The sequence below is a fragment of the Sediminicola luteus genome (assembly GCF_002514735.1).
Lineage (GTDB): Bacteria > Bacteroidota > Bacteroidia > Flavobacteriales > Flavobacteriaceae > HQA918.
This window is the reverse complement of sequence record NZ_NBWU01000008.1, coordinates 145,649-164,826: the sequence shown is the minus strand read 5'-3', so window position 1 is coordinate 164,826 and position 19,178 is coordinate 145,649. Positions and strand designations below refer to the sequence as shown.

11 protein-coding genes are annotated in these 19,178 nt (G+C 42.4%); 3 read left to right on the top strand and 8 right to left on the bottom strand.

What is annotated here, in order from left to right; all coding sequences use genetic code 11:
* Positions 1-82: 82 nt before the first annotated feature.
* The 3 genes from B7P33_RS18300 to B7P33_RS18290 all read left to right on the top strand — a co-directional run bounded on the left by B7P33_RS18300 (position 83) and on the right by B7P33_RS18290 (position 6,362).
* Positions 83-1,798 (top strand): carbamoyltransferase family protein, encoded by a 1,716-nt coding sequence (locus B7P33_RS18300; protein ID WP_097443684.1) that lies wholly within the window; start codon positions 83-85, stop codon positions 1,796-1,798.
* Between the two features lie 119 nt (positions 1,799-1,917).
* The gene (locus tag B7P33_RS18295) at positions 1,918-5,676 is read left to right on the top strand and encodes a PQQ-dependent sugar dehydrogenase (RefSeq protein WP_097443683.1); all 3,759 of its coding nucleotides are present in this window, start codon (positions 1,918-1,920) and stop codon (positions 5,674-5,676) included.
* Positions 5,673-6,362, top strand: a complete 690-nt coding sequence (locus B7P33_RS18290; RefSeq protein WP_097443682.1) for a fibronectin type III domain-containing protein — start codon at positions 5,673-5,675, stop codon at positions 6,360-6,362. Before B7P33_RS18295 ends, B7P33_RS18290 begins: the two co-directional genes overlap by 4 nt.
* 2 nt (positions 6,363-6,364) lie before the next feature.
* Here the strand turns inward: B7P33_RS18290 and B7P33_RS18285 are convergent, their stop codons facing one another.
* The 8 genes from B7P33_RS18285 to B7P33_RS18250 all read right to left on the bottom strand — a co-directional run bounded on the left by B7P33_RS18285 (position 6,365) and on the right by B7P33_RS18250 (position 19,171).
* On the bottom strand, positions 6,365-8,050 hold the full coding sequence (locus tag B7P33_RS18285) for an efflux RND transporter periplasmic adaptor subunit (RefSeq protein WP_172435999.1): 1,686 nt from the start codon (positions 8,048-8,050) through the stop codon (positions 6,365-6,367).
* Complete coding sequence (locus B7P33_RS18280) at positions 8,043-11,741, bottom strand: efflux RND transporter permease subunit (protein ID WP_097443680.1); 3,699 nt, start codon at positions 11,739-11,741, stop codon at positions 8,043-8,045. The genes B7P33_RS18285 and B7P33_RS18280 overlap by 8 nt, the downstream gene beginning before the upstream one ends.
* A gap of 141 nt (positions 11,742-11,882) precedes the next feature.
* A complete protein-coding gene (locus B7P33_RS18275; RefSeq protein ID WP_245871840.1) occupies positions 11,883-13,061 on the bottom strand; it encodes an OmpA family protein in 1,179 nt (392 codons plus the stop codon).
* 119 nt (positions 13,062-13,180) lie between these two features.
* Positions 13,181-13,567, bottom strand: coding sequence for a hypothetical protein (locus B7P33_RS18270; protein ID WP_141402511.1), 387 nt, complete (start codon positions 13,565-13,567; stop codon positions 13,181-13,183).
* A gap of 81 nt (positions 13,568-13,648) precedes the next feature.
* Complete coding sequence (bshA, locus tag B7P33_RS18265; protein ID WP_097443678.1) at positions 13,649-14,785, bottom strand: N-acetyl-alpha-D-glucosaminyl L-malate synthase BshA; 1,137 nt, start codon at positions 14,783-14,785, stop codon at positions 13,649-13,651.
* A 143-nt stretch (positions 14,786-14,928) separates the two neighbouring features.
* Positions 14,929-17,850: a glycoside hydrolase family 3 N-terminal domain-containing protein gene (locus tag B7P33_RS18260; protein ID WP_097443677.1), complete on the bottom strand. Its 2,922-nt coding sequence runs from the start codon at positions 17,848-17,850 to the stop codon at positions 14,929-14,931.
* A 25-nt stretch (positions 17,851-17,875) separates the two neighbouring features.
* Positions 17,876-18,358 (bottom strand): ABC transporter ATPase, encoded by a 483-nt coding sequence (locus tag B7P33_RS18255; protein WP_097443676.1) that lies wholly within the window; start codon positions 18,356-18,358, stop codon positions 17,876-17,878.
* 21 nt (positions 18,359-18,379) lie between these two features.
* Positions 18,380-19,171 (bottom strand): (Fe-S)-binding protein, encoded by a 792-nt coding sequence (locus B7P33_RS18250; RefSeq protein ID WP_172435998.1) that lies wholly within the window; start codon positions 19,169-19,171, stop codon positions 18,380-18,382.
* Between the last annotated feature and the right edge of the window lie 7 nt (positions 19,172-19,178).

Genomic DNA, 19,178 nt, shown 5'->3' with positions numbered 1-19,178 from the left:
TTATCTCAGGTAACAGAACGGAAAAAAAAAGGAAGAAAAACATAAGCCACTACTTTTATCTTGAATAATAACCCTAAACAACATGATCATACTAGGTCTTAACACCCACCATGCCGATTCTTCGGCTGCCATATTTGTTAATGGTGAACTAATTGCAGCAACTGAAGAAGAGCGGTTTACGCGTGTAAAACATTGGGCCGGGTTTCCCAAACAAGCGATTCAGTTTTGTTTGGACGAAGCCGGGGTAACCCTAGAAGAAGTACATCATATTACCATTGGCCGTGATGCCAAGGCCAAAATGGGTAAAAAGGTTTTGTTCGCCCTGAAAAACCTAAAAATGGGTAGCTCCCTGCTTAAAAACAGATTGAAAAACCGTAAAGACATATCCTCTATGTCCGAACAGTTCGCGAACGCTTTTGGCTGCTCGCAAGAGCTGATTGATAAAAAACTGGTGCATATAGAACACCATAGGGCCCATTTGGCCTCTGCTTTCTTTGCCAGCCCCTATGAAGATGCGGCCATTCTCTCTATTGATGGTTCTGGAGATTTTACCACTTGTATGTACGCTTATGGAAAAGGAAACAAAATCGAGGTTTTGGACAGCATCGATTACCCAGTTTCTTTAGGATTCGTATATACCGCCTTCACCCATTTTCTAGGCTTTCCGCATTATGGGGATGAATACAAGGTTATGGGTCTTGCTCCCTATGGCAATCCCACCCAAGTAGATAAGGTACGCCAATTGATAAAACTAGAACCGAACGGGCGTTGGTCTTGGGACCAAGCTTTTTTTGGAGAAATAAAAGTAGTTTACAAAGACCACCAGCCCGTGGTTGATTCTTTCTTTACCGATAAATTCGAAAAACTATTCGGTACCCCAAGGAAAAAAGGCGAAGAACTAACCCAATACCATAAAGACCTAGCTAAATCGGTTCAGGCGGTTACGGAAGAAGTAATTTTCCATATGGCGAACCACCTCAGACAAAAAACAGGGTCTAAAAACCTTTGTATTGCGGGGGGGGTTGCGCAAAATTCCGTGGCAAACGGTAAAATAATCGCCAATACCGATTTTGACAACCTATATATCCCATCGGCAGGCCATGATGCCGGAATTTCAATGGGTTCTGCCCTTTATCACTATCACCATAATTTGGGTAATGCCCGTACCACAAGTATACGGTCGGCCAGTACGGGTTCACGTTTTACCAACGAGACCATTGAGGCCTACTTAAAAGGCAAAAACGTTCCTTATAAAAAACTGGATGACAAGGATTTATACGACTATATAACGGACCGACTTATAGAACCATCCGTGGTGGGCTGGTTTCAAGGTAGGGCCGAATTTGGTCCAAGAGCCTTGGGCAATAGATCTATTATTGCCGATCCAAGAAACGATAAAGCGAAAGAACTGCTCAATTTAAAAATTAAACGTAGGGAAAGTTTTAGACCCTTTGCACCATCGATACTTAAAGAATACGTGCCCGAATTCTTCAATTATACTGAAGATGTGCCTTTTATGGAAAAGGTTTTCCCTATTAAACCGGAAAAACATGCCGATATTCCTGCCGTAACCCATGTCGATGGTACTGGAAGGTTACAAAGTGTTGACAAGGATGTATGCCCAAGGTATTATAAACTCATAGACACATTTCGGAAAAAAACCAATATTCCGATACTATTGAACACTTCCTTTAACGAGAACGAACCCATAGTGAATACGCCAGCAGAAGCCTATGCCTGTTTTGAGAGAACCCAAATGGATGTGCTGGTTATGGAAAACATAATCGTGGAACGTTAATCACCTTAATGGGATGGTATTTTTTATTTGGTTGTAAACCATGTATAAAAAGTACCATCCTATACATCTAGAAAAGGGGTTATACTCGTATATTAGTCGTCTTAGAACCATAACTAAAGATGATTTTATTACGACTGCCCAAATCTAAACCGGTTTACCTATTAGTATGTATTGTATGGCTAGCCTCATTTCAGGCATTCTGCCAAATCTCGTATGAATCTGCTTTTCCTGCCCTAAATTTCAATTTTCCGGTAGAAATTCAAAATGCCGGCGACGGTTCCGATCGTCTATTTGTAGTCGAACAACCGGGGGTAATAAAGGTTTTCCCCAACAACAGTGGAGTTTCCCAATCAGAAGTTTCTACTTTTTTGGATATCCGATCAATTGTATCCTATAGCTCTGGGCAAGAAATTGGGCTGTTAGGTTTGGCTTTTCATCCCAACTTTAATTCCAATGGCTATTTTTATGTCTACTATACGGATAAACCGGGAAACTATCGTATGAACCTATCCCGGTTTAAGGTAAGCGCCAATGATACCAACTTGGCCGATCCTAATTCAGAAACCAAAATTTTCAGCTTTACAAAAAACCAAGGTAATTCAAACCATAACGGTGGTAAAATTGGGTTCGGACCCGATGGTTACCTCTACATATCCATCGGCGATGGCGGCGGCGGCGGTGATCCTAAAGGTAATGGACAGAATTTGAACAATGCTTTCGGTAGTATCTTACGGATAGATATAGACTTAGATGGTAGCAATCCTGTAGAAACAAATCCCGATAGCCCTACGGGCAATTATGAAATACCCTCTGACAACCCCCGAATAGGATTATCGGGACTAGATGAATTATACGCCTGGGGGATTAGGAACACCTGGAAATTCGCTTTTGACGGAAATACGTTGTGGGGGGCCGATGTGGGGCAAAACAACCTAGAGGAAATCAACATTATTCAGAAAGGTGGAAATTACGGATGGAATCGTTTTGAAGGCCCAGACATCGAAGATTCGTCCACCACATTAATAACTACCCCAGATATTAAGCCCATATTTACCTACGGGCGTGCCAATGGAGATGTCTCGATTACCGGAGGTTATGTCTATAAAGGAAGTATAAACAATTCACAAATCTCGAACAAGTACATTTACGGTGATTATGCCTCTGGACGGGTTTGGGCCCTCAATTATAATCCTTCCACGGGTTCTGCCACTTCCGATTTCCTGTTTAAGACCTCTGGCCAGAACATTTCGAGTTTCGGGCTCGACGAATCGAATGAACTGTATTTTTCTGATTATGGTAGTTCTGTTAAGCTCTATAAAATTACCGATAGTACTCCAGGGCCGGTCACCGTGGCCGTTGATGGTGTTGGTGATTGGTCAGACTTGGAAAACGGAGGCACCGATGGCGTTGTAAATGCCATTGCCCGAAATAGCAATAATGACTTTATAATAGGAGGCTCCTTTAGTCAGGCCGGGAATACGAATGCCAACAATATTGTTAGCTATAGTGCCGTAAATGGTTGGCAAAATCTGGGAAGTGGTTCAAATGGGGTAATCAATGCGGTTGCCGTAGACCAAAATGGCCATATCTATGCGGGAGGTGAATTCTCTCAAATTGGAGGTGTAAGTGCGAATAATATCGCTTTTTGGAACGGAAGTAGCTGGGCTGCCCTTAACAATGGTACCAACGGGCCTGTAGCTAAAATCGGTATTGATGGAACTGGTAAGGTCTATATAGGTGGAGCTTTTGAAACCGCAGGCGGTATTACGGTAAACAATATTGCCCTTTGGGAGAACAATGGTTGGCACACCTTAACCGACGGGGCAACCAATGGAATTGGCACCAACAATGAAATTAGGGCCATAGCCTTTGATGCCGACAATAAATTATACGTAGGTGGTAATTTCGATTCGGCTGGTAATAAGTCCGCAGCCCGAATCGCGGTATGGGATGGTAGTATATGGAGCACCCTAGGTCTGGGTACGAGTGGTTTTGTACAAGCTATTCATATCGATGCCCAATATGTGTATGCCGGGGGTAATTTTGCCATTGCCGGGGACCAGACCGTGAATAGGATCGCGAGATGGAATCGAAGCAATAGCAACTGGGAATCCCTTGATTATGGTTTAAGTGGAAACGTAAACAGTATTGCCTTCTCTGAAAATCATTTATACGTCGGTGGCACCTTTGATACGGCTTCTACCATAGCCGATAGAAATGAAACCATGAATCAAATTGCACGTTGGAGCGATACGGAGGGATGGCAAGCTTTGGGCCCTAACAAAGATGTTGGGGTTACGAATGCGGTAAACAGCCTTTGTTTTGATTCTTCAGGAAAAAAACTATTTACAGGCGGCAACTTCTCTAAGGCAGGAAACACGAATACCAACAACCTTGCGATATGGGAAATTTGCGGAAGTACGAGCATCATCCCAGAATATCAGGTCAACGGCACTTGGGCCTCAGGGGCAACGGAACTGGAAGTTGATTCTGGAGACGATGTAACCTTGAGTATTTTACCCAACAACACCGATTTTACCATAACATTACCAAACGGTAACACGGTTAATGGCGATTACAATCTTGGAAATGTAGATCAGTCAGATCAAGGCACTTATACCTTCACATTGAGCGATCAAGGTTGTGAGGCCACCTTGATCCTTACGATTAATAATGTATCCCAAGATTCCGATGGAGACGGGGTCATAGACGCTAATGACCAATGTCCTAACACCCCACCAAATACCCAAGTAGATCAAAATGGGTGTCCGATTGAAAACGATGCCGACGGCGATGGTGTAATAGATGCCAACGACCAATGCCCAAATACCCCGCCCAATACCCAAGTAGACCAAAATGGGTGCCCGGTTGAAAACGATGCCGACGGCGATGGTGTAATAGATGCCGATGACCAATGCCCAAATACCCCGCCCAATACCCAAGTAGACCAAAATGGGTGCCCGGTTGAAAACGATGCCGACGACGATGGTGTAATAGATGCCGATGACCAATGCCCAAATACCCCGCCGAACACCCAAGTGGATCAAAACGGATGCCCTATCACTAACGATAGCGACGGTGACGGCATTATAGATAGCATAGATAAATGCCCCAACACCCAACCCGATTCCATAGTAGATGAAGAGGGGTGCCCTATTGCCCTCCTTCCAACTGACAATTTTCAATTAAAATCACAGGGAGAAAGCTGTATAAACAGTATGGATGGATCCATAACGGTAACGGCCAAAGAGGCGTTGTCCTATCATATAACGGTCAATGCTCAAAACTTCAGTTATCAAGGTGAGTTCTCTACTGAACATTCGATTACCAATTTGGTTTCAGGTCCTTTCGAATTCTGTATTACCGTAGACCAATACCCTGCATATGAATACTGTGGGAGTTTAACACTGGCCGCCCCTGAACCATTACAGGTAAATAGCAGTATAGATACCAAAACAAAGTCCCTTACACTAAAACTATCGGGTGCGGACGAATACCTTATAAGTATCAACGATGAGTTTGTGCTTCAAACCACGGAAAAGGAGGTTTCCTTGCCCATTAATGGAAAAGAAGTGAACTTGATGGTTAAAACCTCAAAAGAATGTCAGGGCGTACATGAAGAAACTTTTTATCTTACAGAAGGCTTAATAGTATATCCAAACCCTTTCAATGAAACTTTTTTTATTGAAAACACAGCGTTTACCGGACAAGGAAACCTATATTTCAGGACCATGGATGGTAAAGTTTTAGAAAGTATGGATATACCTGCTTTGGGAGACAAACTCAGGATAACTAAAAATGAGTTACCATCGGGTATATACCTTATAACCTTAGAGTCTAAAGACGGTAATAAAATCCTTAAACTTGTGAAGCGATGAAAAAAATGACCCTCTTAGGATTTCTATTTATTCTCTTTTCCTGTGAACGGGATGTCGATATTGCCAAACTAACTTTTACCCTGGAAAAAGCCGAGCTAATCTTTCCCGAGGATCAATCTGAATGTACCACCGGAAAAATTGTTTCGGATACCGAAAGTGAAATTGATTTTAACTGGAGCGATGTGGATGGTGCTGAGGGCTATATCTTAGTATTAACCAATTTAACCTCGGGCGAGGTTAGGCATTTCGAACCCACGGAAAGCGAGCTGCCCTCAACACTGCATCGTGGCACTCCATATAGCTGGAAGGTTTTGACCTATGCGGAAAATGGCACCAATGTTTCCGAGAGCGAAACGGCCTCTTTCTATAATGCTGGCCCTGGAATTGAATCTTTTGCCCCTTTTCCGGCCCAGGCCATAAGTCCAAAAAATGAAGAACAACTGAATTTAACCAACAATGGCATTTCCTTATCTTGGGAATCTACCGACCTTGATAACGATTTGGTAGATTATCACGTTTATTTTGGAGATGACGAAAATCCAATCTTACATACCGAAAACCATATTGATAATTCCATCTTTATTTCAGATGTGGCTCCAGGTACTTACTATTGGCGCATTGTAACTAATGATGCACAGGGAAATTCGGTTAGCTCGGAAATATTTAAATGTATTATAATCGACTAGCATTATTTAAGGACCTCTTCCACTGATCCACAATGCAACATTTCATTCCCGAAATACGGGTTTTTAATCTGCTCTTCACGGCTTAACCAAAATCCGCCCTTATTTCCATCGGCCATCGGGCAGAATTGTATGTACAAGGTACTGTTAAACTCGGTTTGTCTTTTTAATAACGAGACCATTTCCGTAGACAATTTCTTAAACCCTAGCCTATAACCTTCCAAATCGTTTTGCCTTTTCATAGTCATTAGGACTGTTTTTACATTTACGATATTCCCGACAATCAGGGCATTGTCTTCCAATTCTTTCAAAGACTCCGAAATGTCCTTTAAAATACCCTCAGCCAATTCAAAATTTGAAGCTACCAATGCGTCTTTAAGTAATAAATAATTATCCAATAAGGGTTTTAAGGTTTCCTTTTCAAGGGAAGCCCCATTTTCGTGCACTCTTTCTAAAAGTCCCGCTTCTGGTAAAACGTCCATAAAAGATCGCTTGGCATACAATTGTGCCGTTGCATCTACATGATACACCCCCTCAGTTACGATTTCTTCACCAGCTTGCAACCCCTTTAGAACCTCTACCCTTTCTTCTGACGCACGCCCCAAACCAACTTTTACAGGTTGAAATATCATTCCTTTGGAACCTATGGTCTTTTTAAAAACGTATGATTCATTACCAGTCCACAACAATGCGCTTTTGGGAATTGACAAAAACGAAGGGTCGGTATCGTTAACGGCAATTTTCGCCCGTACCAACATTCCAGGGCGGTACCTTCGGTTTTTATTTACTAAAACTCCCCTAACCCTGGTGGTCCAAGTATTGGAATCTAGGATTGGCTCTACGTAATCGACCTTGATCTTTTGGGACAAGTTAGGGTTTCCAGCAAATTCCAATTCCAACATCCGTCCCTTTTCAATAAGACCTAACTGATTTTCAAAAGCGTCGAGTTCAACCCACAAAAGGGATAAATCTGAAACCTTATACAGAGGAGCTCCCTGTGTATAAAACTCGCCTTCTTTCGCCAAAACCTCCGTAACGGTTCCTGAAACGTCAGCAATAAGAGGAAAATCCATGATAGGTTTCTTGTTTTTCAAAACCATTTCTATTTGTTCATCGGTTAACCTCCATAAACCCAAACTGTTTCTGGCTGCCGCAAATAGTTTAGGATGGGTATTTTGGTAACTGGCAGACGTCAGTAACTTATCTTGGGCCAAATACATTTCGGGCGCATATACTTCCCCAATCGTTTCCCCTTTTTTTACAAAATCACCAATAGAATTCATTAGGAGTTTATCCAATCGGCCGTCGAACAAAATAGTCTGTGTAGCATCTGTTTCAGGATTTGTAGTTAATCTTCCGGTCAAATTGATCTTCGCCTTAAAAAGACTATCGTTTGAGACCAACGAGGTCTCAATCTGTGTAAACAACGGATGATGTGGTTCCAGCTCCAGAAAGTTATGGCCACCCCCATTTTTATTGTGCTCCAAAACTAAATCCATGGCACATAAAGGACAAGTACCCATTTCGTTCTGTCTAACATCAGGATGCATAGAACAAGTCCATACTTGGGGTACATTAAGCATGTCGGCACTATCCAAATCGGAAGAAGAAGTTTTACTGCCTAGAGAACCAATCAAGAATCCGATAGCAAGCCCAAGGCCCAATAACAATAAATATTTCAAGTTACGCATTGACATCACTTATGTGATTTTGATTTTTTTTAAGTTCAATTTCCTTATACCAAAAGAACAGTAATGGGAGTATAAATAAAGACACCAGGGATAAAAGCATACCGCCAAAAGCAGGTAAAGCCATGGGGATCAAGATTCCTGACCCTTTTCCGGTAGAGGTCAATATCGGTAGTAAAGCCAGAAGGGTAGTCGCCGTTGTCATTAAACACGGCCTAATTCTTTTTAAACCCGCTTGTATTACCGCATTTCTTAATTCGGATACTTGTTTTGGCTTTTGAATTTTGTATTGATCGGTTAAATAAGTTGCCATCACCACACCGTCATCCGTAGCTATACCGAACAAGGCTATAAAGCCAACCCATACCGCAACACTCAAATGAACCGTATCCACATTAAAAAGGCTACGCATATGTAGACTTCCAACCTCAAAATCCATGTACCACCCCTGTCCATACAACCAAAGCAGCATAAACCCTCCCGCGAATGCCACCAAGGTTCCAGAGAAAACCATTAGGGTTATGGCAATCGACCTGAACCTAAAAAACAAAATTCCAAAAATGGTAAGCAAACTTAAAGGGATAAGGAAAGATAACGTTTTTTCTGCCTTTAGGTGTTGCTCAAAACTTCCGGCAAATTGATAAGAAACACCTTGAGACACGGAAATACTCCCATTCTCAACCTCCTCATCGATTTTCTTTGAAATTCGATCGACCACTTCCATTTCAGCAAGATCGGGTTCCTTATCGAATATGACGTATGTGACCAAAAAACCATCTTCTCCTTTTATCGACTGGGGACCTTTTTCAACCTTCATCTGTACTACATGGTTCAGGGGTACCGTTACCCCATTTTTACCCTTTACGTAAACAGCGGTCAAATCCAAAGGAATATCCCTATAGGCCCTTGGAAATTTTATACGAATACCATACCGTTCCCTTCCCTCTATGGTTTCTCCAACCAATTTACCCCCGGTCAAAGTTGTCAAGGTACTTTGTATTTCCTGAACCGATACACCAAACTGGGCTGCCATTTTTCGATCTATATCAAAAATCAGATACGGTTTGGCTTGGGTTCTTTCTGCAAATACGGTTTCAGATTTTACCCCCTTTACTTGTTTAATTACTCTTTCCAGTTGCCTTGCAAAAGATTCTATCGTTTCTAGATTAGGGCCCTTTACTTTTAGCCCCAAATTAGATCGTAATCCTGTTTGCAGCATGACCAGCCTAGTTTCTATGGGTTGCAATTTAGGAGCTCCGGTAACCCCAGGAATTTTCGTTACCCGAGCTATCTCATCCCATATGTCTTGCTCATTTCGTATATGTTTACGCCAATTACGATAATAATCGCCATGGGGATCTGGCACCAATTCGGCCTTGGCAATTCCGCTGGCCACCATAACCATATTACCATGTATAGTTTCAAAATTACCTTGCTCATCTACCTTAAACTTCATTGGATTACCTACCGAATCCAAAATATACTCAGGCTTGTATGAGATTAGATTTTCATACATTGATAATGGTGCTGGATCTAACGCCGATTCTGCCCTACCTGATTTACCCACCACATATTCTATCTCTGGAAGGGACATAACCGCCATATCCATTTGCTTCAAAGTGGCTATATTTTCAGTAATACCAATATGAACCGGGCTGGTGGGCATCAAAAGAAATTGCCCTTCATTCCATTTAGGTAAGAATTCTTGTCCCATGGTCTTCATACAAAGCACTCCGAGCGAGATCAAACCTACGGATACGGAAACCACCGTTTTTCTGTGGTCAAGCACCCATTCCAAAATCTTTTTGTAGCTTTTTAAAAAAAGTAGTATCGGGAATACCACAAAAAATATTAAGAATACGATAAAAAGCAGATTACCCATAAAACTATAGGTAACCCCTAAAGGGTTCCAATACTTGGTAAGTAGCATAACCACATACATCAAAACCACTCCCCTCCTAATCCATTTGGTTCTACTTGCCGCTAACCTACCTGCTTTTCGTAGTATCCCTAAAAGTCCGATAACTACCAAAAGATAACCTAAACTGTTTGAAAATAATACGGCTACAATCCCAATTGAAAGGTATATCCAATCCACTACATTTTTTACTTGGGCCAGCCCCCCTTTTAATCGTAGCAACAGCATGGTCATGGGTGGTATAAAAAACAAGCTCAACACAATGGAGGCTATAATAATAGTTGTTTTGGTAAAGGCCAAGGGCACGAACATCTTTCCCTCTGCCCCTGTTAATCCAAAAATGGGTAAAAAGCTAACCGTTGTGGTCAACCCGGCCGTAACCACAGCACCAGAAACCTCATTTGTAGCTTTTAGTACCAATTGAAACGGGCTTAAATTTGGGTGCAATTTCCCCAAGCGAAAAATATTCTCAGAAACAATAATACCCATATCGACAATGGTGCCAATAGCAATGGCAATCCCTGCAAGAGCAACTATGTTTGCTTCTATTTTTGCGAACTTCATTACCAAGAATACCAGGAAAACAGAAACCGGAATCATGGAAGAAACCATGAGAGAGGACTTAAAATCCCGCAAAAGCACTATAATAATCAAAACAGCGATTAGGGTTTCCAAGAGCAACGCCTTGTTCAACGTTTTTATGGTATCATTAATCAATAAGGAACGGTCATAAAACGGAACGATTTCAATTTTTGAAATACTCCCATCGGCTAGGGTCTTTTGCGGAAGGCCCAAGCTAATCTCAGATAATTTCTTTTTTAATCCATCGATTACATCCTTGGGATTGGCGTCTACTCTGCAAGTAACCACCCCACCAACGACTTCGACTCCATTCTTGTCCAAAATACCCCTACGTTCAGCTGGCGCAGACACTACCTGACCAATATCCTTAATTAGAATCGGTACGCCATTTTTCAAGGTCACAACAATATCATTAATGTCTTGCACATGCTGTACAGTACCCAAACCACGAACGAAATACTCCATAGCGTTAACTTCCAACACGCTAGAACCGATATCTTGATTACCAGATCTCAAGGAATTAGCAATCATATCAACGCCGATATTATATCGTTTTATTTTTTGAGGGTCAATTTCTATGAGGTATTCTTTTACATGCCCTCCAACAGAAGCTACTTCCGATACCCCCGGAACCGATTGCAAGGCATTGCGGACATAAAAATCTTGAAGGCTTCGTAATTCGGATAAACTCCATCCGGGAGAGGGTTTACCATTTTCTCCCTGGCCTTCTAACGTATACCAAAATATTTGGCCTAAGGCTGTAGCATCTGGGCCCAGTATGGGAGTGACTTTTTCAGGAAAATAACCGTTTGGTAACGTACTCAATTTTTCCAAAATACGTTCTCGGGAATCGTAAAAGCCAACATTATCCTCGAAAATGACATAAATATTGGAAAAACCGTACATCGAACTTGTTCGAATGGTTTTAACCCCAGCCATTCCCAACAAAGCACTGCTTAACGGATAGGTAATTTGATCTTCTATATCTTTGGGAGACCTTCCTTTCCATTCTGTATAAACTACTTGTTGGTTGTCTCCTAAATTAGGAATCGCATCTATTTTAACCTTGGTAACAGGTACATCTAGGGCGGTATTAAAAGGTGATGCTAAAAAACCATAGATAGCCAAGCCAAGTAAACCTAAAAAAGTCAACCATGCATTTTTTGCAAAAAACCGAACAATGCTATCTATCATACGACCATGTTCACAAAGATATAAGCAAAAAAACCATAAACGATAAATCGTTTATGGTCTTAAACTTAGAATATTCCTTTTTATTATAGCCTATCGCAACTTTGCGGCAACAACCTACAATTATATGGGTAAAACACAGAATTAAAGCTCAATAACCAAAAACTCCGATCTTCGATTTTCCTTATGTTTTTCTTCCGGGCAGGATGTATGGTCATCACATTCATTCGCCAAATGGGACTCTCCCAAACCTTGACTTTCCAATCTACCTTCAGAAACACCTTTATCGATTAAATAATCAACCGTTCGTGTAACCCTTCGATCAGACAGCCATTGGTTATAAGACTCGGCACCTCTCGCATCGGTATGTGATGTTATCCTTAATTTTACGGAAGGGTTTCGTTCCATGAAACCAGCTACCTTATCCAAAATTACTTTTGAATCATTATTCAAATAAGAAGAATTAAAGGCAAAATAGATATTTCCGTAATCCCTTATTTCCTTTTCAATAGCGGCTTTACGTTCGGCTTCTTTACGAGCAGCTTCCTGTGCTGCCAATCTTTCCGCTTCCTTTTTTGCCAATTCTTCTGCGAGCAAACGCGCCTCTTCTTCAGCTTGTTTTACCGCGGCAATAGAATCGTTTACCCTTTTCTGTTCGGCCTCAAACTCACGAATCATGGCCAATTTTTCCTCTCCTTTTCGAGTTAGGCCTTTGTTAATTCCGAACCTGTACAAACCACTAACCCCATGCTGAAGATGGTTTGTAGCCTTATCCCGGTTCATCGCCCATTTTCCCATTGAGTTTATATCAACCCCAAAACGGTCAGAAAACCAAAATCTAAAACCGAAAACACCATTCCAGGTTCCTCGACCTACATTATTCGCATCGGTATATCCCACTCCACCTCCAAGATAAGGATCAAACCATTTAGAGCCTCCCCATAGTTTATTTAAAGAATAGGTGACCCTACTATCGAGTCCATAGTAATTGATGTCTTCTGTCAAAAAAACTTGATCGATTTCTTTCCCTTCCTTGTACTTGTTATAAGTTGCTATGGCCTCAACAGTAAACCCGTTAGCAAAAATACGTCCGAAGTTTAAGCGTGATGGGAACGGTACGATATTCCACTGATTGTTAAAAGACAACAATTCATCAAAATCGTCACCGGAATCGTCTACTGCATTAAGACCGATCCCGAATACCCAGGCACTTTTTACGATGCTGTCTCTCGGGGTCAATACTAAATCCGGACCCATTTCTTGGGCGAACAGTATAGAAGTGAAAAACAACCCCAAAAGGGTCGAATAAAAAGTAGGTTTCATCATTTCATATTTAAGGATATGAACCAAAAGTAGTACCGTGGACAAAAACCACCATAGAAACACTACCAAAGGCCCCAATTCTCGTTATTAGGGCGCAAAATTAACTTATTTGCAGGAAATTACGGCAGTTTTTCAAAACGGATTTGCCTCTTGGTTTTTGGCATTTTATACACACAAAATGACTGGGTCATTACCGTAACCCCCATGGCTTCCGTTTTCCTTTCCTTTTGTACTAAAATGATTTCGTCTGCATTCATTTCATCCACCTCAAGTGATACCTGGGCTGGACCGTTTTTCTCTCCATTACATTGCACCACGATCATTTCTTTTGAGAAATCGACATTAGGTATACCAATTCCTGGTTTACGCATTTTATTTACCCCCGTAAAGAATGTTTTTAAAGCCGATTCTTCCTCAATTATCAAGATTTGGGCATCAGATGGCCCTCCATATTGATCGCAAACCAATTTGGTTAATAATTGGGGGCGAGTTGAATCATTCTGCATATTTAAAACCGTTTTTTGGCTCGGACAGGCGGTCATTATCAATAAAAGCCAAAAGGCTAGAAGTGGGTGTAAAGTTCGCATTTAACAAGTTTTTCTATTGGCATAAGCTTTTTCATAAACAGCTTCATACAAAGGCATAACAGATTGTATATCGAAACGCATGGCATTTTCAAGGGCTCGTTTTTTAAAGGTTTCCAGTCTTTCTGAGTCTTCTAAAATATGAATGGCATTCTGGGCCATGTTTTCAACATCTCCCACCGGACTTAAATACCCCGTAACCCCTTCCATATTAACTTCTGGGATTCCACCGGCATTACTTGAAATAACCGGAACCTCATTGATCATGGCTTCTAAAGCGGCTAAACCAAAACTTTCCGTTTCAGATGGCAAGAGAAATAAATCCGAAAAACAGAGTATCCGGTCAATTTCCCTACTATTTCCTAAAAAAAGTACTTTATCCATAATACCATATTGCTCGCACAACCATTCGGCATGTTCTTTCTCTGGGCCTTCGCCTACCATAATCATTTTTGCAGGCATGGCCTCCTGGATACGTTTGAAAACTTCTATGACATCGGGAATCCGTTTTACTTTTCTAAAGTTACTGATATGGGTCACGATACGTTCATGGTCTTCGGCCATTAATGAGCGTTGACAATCCGTAAAATCACTGCCATATTTAGAACGATCCACAAAATTTGGGATTACTTCTATCTCTTGGCGGATATCGAAACTAGCTAGGGTCTGTTCTTTCAAACTTTGGGAAACACTGGTAACCACATCTGAATTATTGATGCTAAAGGTTACGGCTGGTTTGTAGAATGGATGCTGCCCCACCAAGGTAATATCGGTACCATGCAAGGTGGTAATCATTGGGATATGTATACCCTCTTCTCGAAGCATCTGCTTGGTCATATAGCCCGCATAGGCATGCGGAATGGCATAATGTACATGCAGCACCTCTATATCATACATACGAATAGTATCCACCAATTTACTGGACAAGGCCAGCTCATAAGGTTGGTAATGGAATAAAGGGTATTCGGGTACAAAAACTTCGTGAAAATGGATATTGTTCCCCAAAAGCTCCAACCGCACCGGCTGTTTATAGGTCACAAAGTGCACTTCGTGTCCACGTTTGGACAATGCTATTCCCAATTCGGTCGCCACCACCCCACTACCTCCAAAGGTAGGATAACATACTATAGCAATTTTCATCTACGAATTCTGTTGTTATGAAACTTAGGAAACCTTTAGGAAGACATATTTATCAAAAGAATAATCATAACAGCCCCGCCGGATGCGTATTCTTGATAAATCATGGACAGCCATCGGCCCCAATACCAACAAATCTACCGATATTAATTAAGAATGGCCTCGTAAATGGCCTCTTGAATACGTGTTCTTAAGCCAGTTTTAACAAGTAAGGTATTCGAAGCGGTCGGATAAGTACGATTGGAAAGGAAAACATAGACCAACTCTTCTTCAGGATCGGCCCAGGTATAGGTACCCGTAAAGCCGCTGTGACCAAAACTACTACTGGAAACACAATCGCAAGCCGGCCCGCCCCCTTTAAGCTGGGGTTTGTCAAAACCTACCCCGCGACGTACATCTTTATGACAGAAATAACACGTATTAAACTTTTTAACGGTACGGGTCTCAAAAAAACGATCGCCACCATAATACCCACCTTGAAGGTACATTTGCATAATCTTGGCTACGTCGTTGGCATTGGCGAACAAGCCTGCATGGCCCCCTACCCCACCTTGCATGGCTGCCCCCATATCGTGCACATATCCCTGTACCCGTTGATAGCGATAGTAAGTATCTTCCTCACTGGGCACAATCTCTTCTTTTTTGAACCGATCCAATGGGTTATAGGCCGCACTATAGGCCCCTAAAGAAGTATACAAAAAATCATTTACCAATAGATCGATGGGCTTTCTATAAGAAGATTCGATATACTTTTTGAACACATAATAACCCACATCACTGTATCTGTATCGGTTAGATTTTAAATCTTGGCGCGCGATTCGGTTATAAATGGAATCTTGATAAACATCGGCCAAATAGAGCTTATCGAAAACCTTAGTGTTGAATCCTTCAGTTTTATGGTTTCTATAGAATTCCGGGGCTGGCTTCCGGCTTTCATCCAAGGTATCAATGTAAAAAGCGATCCAAGCCGGAAGCCGACCATAGTGGGACAATGCCTTTAGGACGGTGACATTTTTCAATTCACTCTCAGCCAATACCGGAAGCATTTCCCCGAAAGTGGTTTCAAGGCCCAGTTTCCCTTCTTCCTCCATTTTCATAACCATGGGAAGCGTTCCTAAAATCTTGGTCAAAGAAGCCAAATCGTATTTTTTATCCAAATCGATTTGGGTATCCCCTTTATAAGTCGTCTTTCCAAACGCCTTGTGATAGACCACCTTGCCTTTTCGGGCCACCAACACCTGTGCACCAGGAAACATTAACGAATCGAGGCCATGTTGCACCAAGGTATCTACCTTTGCCAAGGCTTCACTGGTCATTCCTACTTCTTCGGGCATGGCATACCCTAAGCGATGGATGGGCTCGAAAGCAATCGAGGTGTTAACTGGAAAATCGGGATGTACACTCACCGGTAGTACGCCCTCTACTTTATTGGCTCCAAATATGGCCTGCGCCATACGCTCTTGCATTACAGGGCTATTTTGATAGCCCACCAAAACCCCATCAATATGCTTAAAATCGGGAATCTTACCCAGATTATAAGGTTTGGCGAAACTGGCCAAAATAAGATTGGAAGATGTCATACGCGCCATTTCTGTGAGCCAGAAAAGGTCCTTATTGTTAAATTTAAAAGACTTCCAAGGGCTTGCATTACTTTTATGGAAACCTACGATTACCGTATTATACGCGGCCAACTTTCCACGTAATGAACTGATGTCCTTAGCTTTTACCCAAGTTACATCGGCATAACTTCGTAAGGTCTGATAAAAAGGCGTACCATCGTCATCACCTAAGGCGACATAGGCGATTTTCTTGTTCTTCAACCTTTTTATAGGCAATACCGATACATGGTTGCGAATGGCCGTGATAGCGCTTTGGCAGGTTTTGGCATACAACAGCCTATCTTCCAAGGCATTTAAATCAGCTGCTAGTCCTGGCAGTTCAATTGGTGGTGATGGTTTGTACAAGCCGACTTTATATTTGGCCTTCAGTATTTTTTTTACCGAGGCTTCAATACGCGATTCAGATAACCTACCACTGGCAACGGCTTCTTTAATAGCTGTAACGGCCTGGCCGATATCAGAAGGCATCAACAAAACATCGTTTCCGGCCAAAAGGGCTTCTACGGCTACCTTACCCTCAGGACCATAATTGGCTACTCCTTTCATATTCAAGGCATCGGTAAATACCAAACCATCGAAGGACAATGAACCCTTTAAAAGTCCGCTGATCACACTTCTGGACAAGGACGAAGGCCGTAGCTCTTCAGCCTCTAAGTAGGGCACACTTAAATGTGCCACCATGGCACTGGCCAAACCGCCCTGTATCAAAGTTTTATAGGGAGCCAGTTCTACACTATCCAGTCTCGCCAAAGGAAAATCGATTACCGGAAGCGCGTGATGCGAATCGGTCGCCGTATCGCCATGCCCGGGAAAATGTTTAGCACTGGCCAGAACGCCCACACTTTGCATACCCGTCATAAAGGCCAAGGCCTTTTGGGAAACGTTAGCCACATCCTCCCCAAAAGAACGGTTACCGATTATGGGGTTATCCGGATTAATGTTCACATCGACAACCGGGGCAAAATTGATGTGCACCCCTAGGCGTTTACAATGGACGCCTACCCTTTTCCCGACTTCCTCTATCAGTTTATTATCGCGTATGGCACCCAGGGTCATATTCCAAGGATAGGCAAAAGTAGAATCGAGACGCATGGCTAGTCCCCATTCGGCATCCATACCAATCAGTAAGGGTAGGCGGGATGCCTTTTGAAAGTCGTTGGTCATTCTAGCCTGACGTTCGGGGCCACCTTTAGAGAAGATAAGTCCGCCAATATGAAACTCGTTGATCCATTTTTCCACTTTCGCCTTGGCCGCCTCCCCATGGTTAGAGCTAACCGACATCATAAATAATTGCCCGATCCGCTGATCCATATCCATGGCATCATAGGTAGTATTCACCCAACTTTGTTGAGCCAAGGAATCAGTACTCTGTAACGGGTCGGATTGCGCATGGGCAAAAAACCAGAGAAAACAAAAGATATAGCCGAGACAGCCTCGTAAAGCTTGCATGTATGCGTTGGTTTAAAAGTAGGTTTTATAGAAAGCGGGCGTGCCAGCTGTTTTCGGCAGGAATTTCCCAAGCCGATTCAAATTCCAGCTTATTGGCTACCAAGTTATTAAAAACAATGGTTTTTTTACCCACCGCTTTCTCTTTAGCCATTTTTTTAAAGTCTTTCAATGGCTTATAGGCAATATACTCCCCTTGTTTATAGGTAACGTTCATTTTGTCGAGTAAATCCACCCCATAAGTACTTTCCAGTTCTTGAATAAAGCGTACCGAGGCATCAATGGAACAACCCGAAGCCATATTATGCCCCTGATCCAACCCAATAACGATAAAACGGTTATATGGCATCCGGAAACCTGCCTTTAGACTGTCTCCGTGCACTGTCCATTGATTAAGAAACGCTTGGGTCTTGGTTTCTATCTCGGTCTTTTCTTCTTCGGTAAAAGCCCTATTGGCCTGATAAATCCATATACGGGCCGAATCGGGCAACTCATCAAATCCTACTAACATATACCTAACTTCAAAGTTTATTTACAAAGCGGCCGCCTGGGCAATCAATTCAGCAACGTCCCAAACCGAAACGCTGGCTTCTTTTTCATGAGCTTTTATGCCGTCTGTCATCATGGTATTACAATATGGGCAACCCGTGGCAATTATTTCCGGATTGGTAGCCAAAGCATCTTGGGTACGCAGCACATTAACATCCATATCACCCTTTTCGGGCTCCTTGAACATTTGCGCCCCTCCGGCCCCACAGCACAAAGCAGTTTGTTTATGGCGCTTCATCTCTACCAATTTAGCCTTGGCTTTAGACAATACCTCACGTGGGGCGTCGTAAACCGAATTGGCCCTCCCCAAATAACAAGGGTCGTGAAAGGTAATGCGTTTACCAGCCAAGGCAGAACCTTCAAGTTGCAAACGACCTTTATCTAGCAATTCCTTAATGAATTCGGTATGGTGTACCACCTCATAGTTTCCGCCCAAGCTTGGGTATTCGTTTTTGAGGGTATTATAAGAATGTGGGTCGCAAGTTACAATGCGTTTTACCTCATAGCCGTTCAATAGCTCGATATTCATCATGGCCTGCATTTGGAACAAAAATTCGTTCCCGGCCCGTTTGGCTACATCGCCCGTACTGCTTTCCTCAGTTCCCAATACCGCAAAATCTACCTCAGCCTTGTTTAAGATTTTCACAAAAGCTTTCGATATTTTTTTGGCCCTATCGTCGAAACTACCGGCAGAACCCACCCAAAACAAGATTTCTGGCTGTGTTCCGGCGGCCATAAAATCGGCCATGGTTTTTACCTTCAAAGCTGTTTCCATAAGTGGT

Bases quoted from the DNA above. Each gene is read 5' to 3' on its own strand.
- B7P33_RS18300 (WP_097443684.1), top strand. From the start codon at position 83: ATGATCATACTAGGTCTTAACACCCACCATGCCGATTCTTCGGCTGCC.
- B7P33_RS18295 (WP_097443683.1), top strand. From the start codon at position 1,918: ATGATTTTATTACGACTGCCCAAATCTAAACCGGTTTACCTATTAGTA.
- B7P33_RS18290 (WP_097443682.1), top strand. From the start codon at position 5,673: ATGAAAAAAATGACCCTCTTAGGATTTCTATTTATTCTCTTTTCCTGT.
- B7P33_RS18285 (WP_172435999.1), bottom strand. From the start codon at position 8,050: ATGCGTAACTTGAAATATTTATTGTTATTGGGCCTTGGGCTTGCTATC.
- B7P33_RS18280 (WP_097443680.1), bottom strand. From the start codon at position 11,741: ATGATAGATAGCATTGTTCGGTTTTTTGCAAAAAATGCATGGTTGACT.
- B7P33_RS18275 (WP_245871840.1), bottom strand. From the start codon at position 13,061: ATGAAACCTACTTTTTATTCGACCCTTTTGGGGTTGTTTTTCACTTCT.
- B7P33_RS18270 (WP_141402511.1), bottom strand. From the start codon at position 13,567: ATGCAGAATGATTCAACTCGCCCCCAATTATTAACCAAATTGGTTTGC.
- bshA (WP_097443678.1), bottom strand. From the start codon at position 14,785: ATGAAAATTGCTATAGTATGTTATCCTACCTTTGGAGGTAGTGGGGTG.
- B7P33_RS18260 (WP_097443677.1), bottom strand. From the start codon at position 17,850: ATGCAAGCTTTACGAGGCTGTCTCGGCTATATCTTTTGTTTTCTCTGG.
- B7P33_RS18255 (WP_097443676.1), bottom strand. From the start codon at position 18,358: ATGTTAGTAGGATTTGATGAGTTGCCCGATTCGGCCCGTATATGGATT.
- B7P33_RS18250 (WP_172435998.1), bottom strand. From the start codon at position 19,171: ATGGAAACAGCTTTGAAGGTAAAAACCATGGCCGATTTTATGGCCGCC.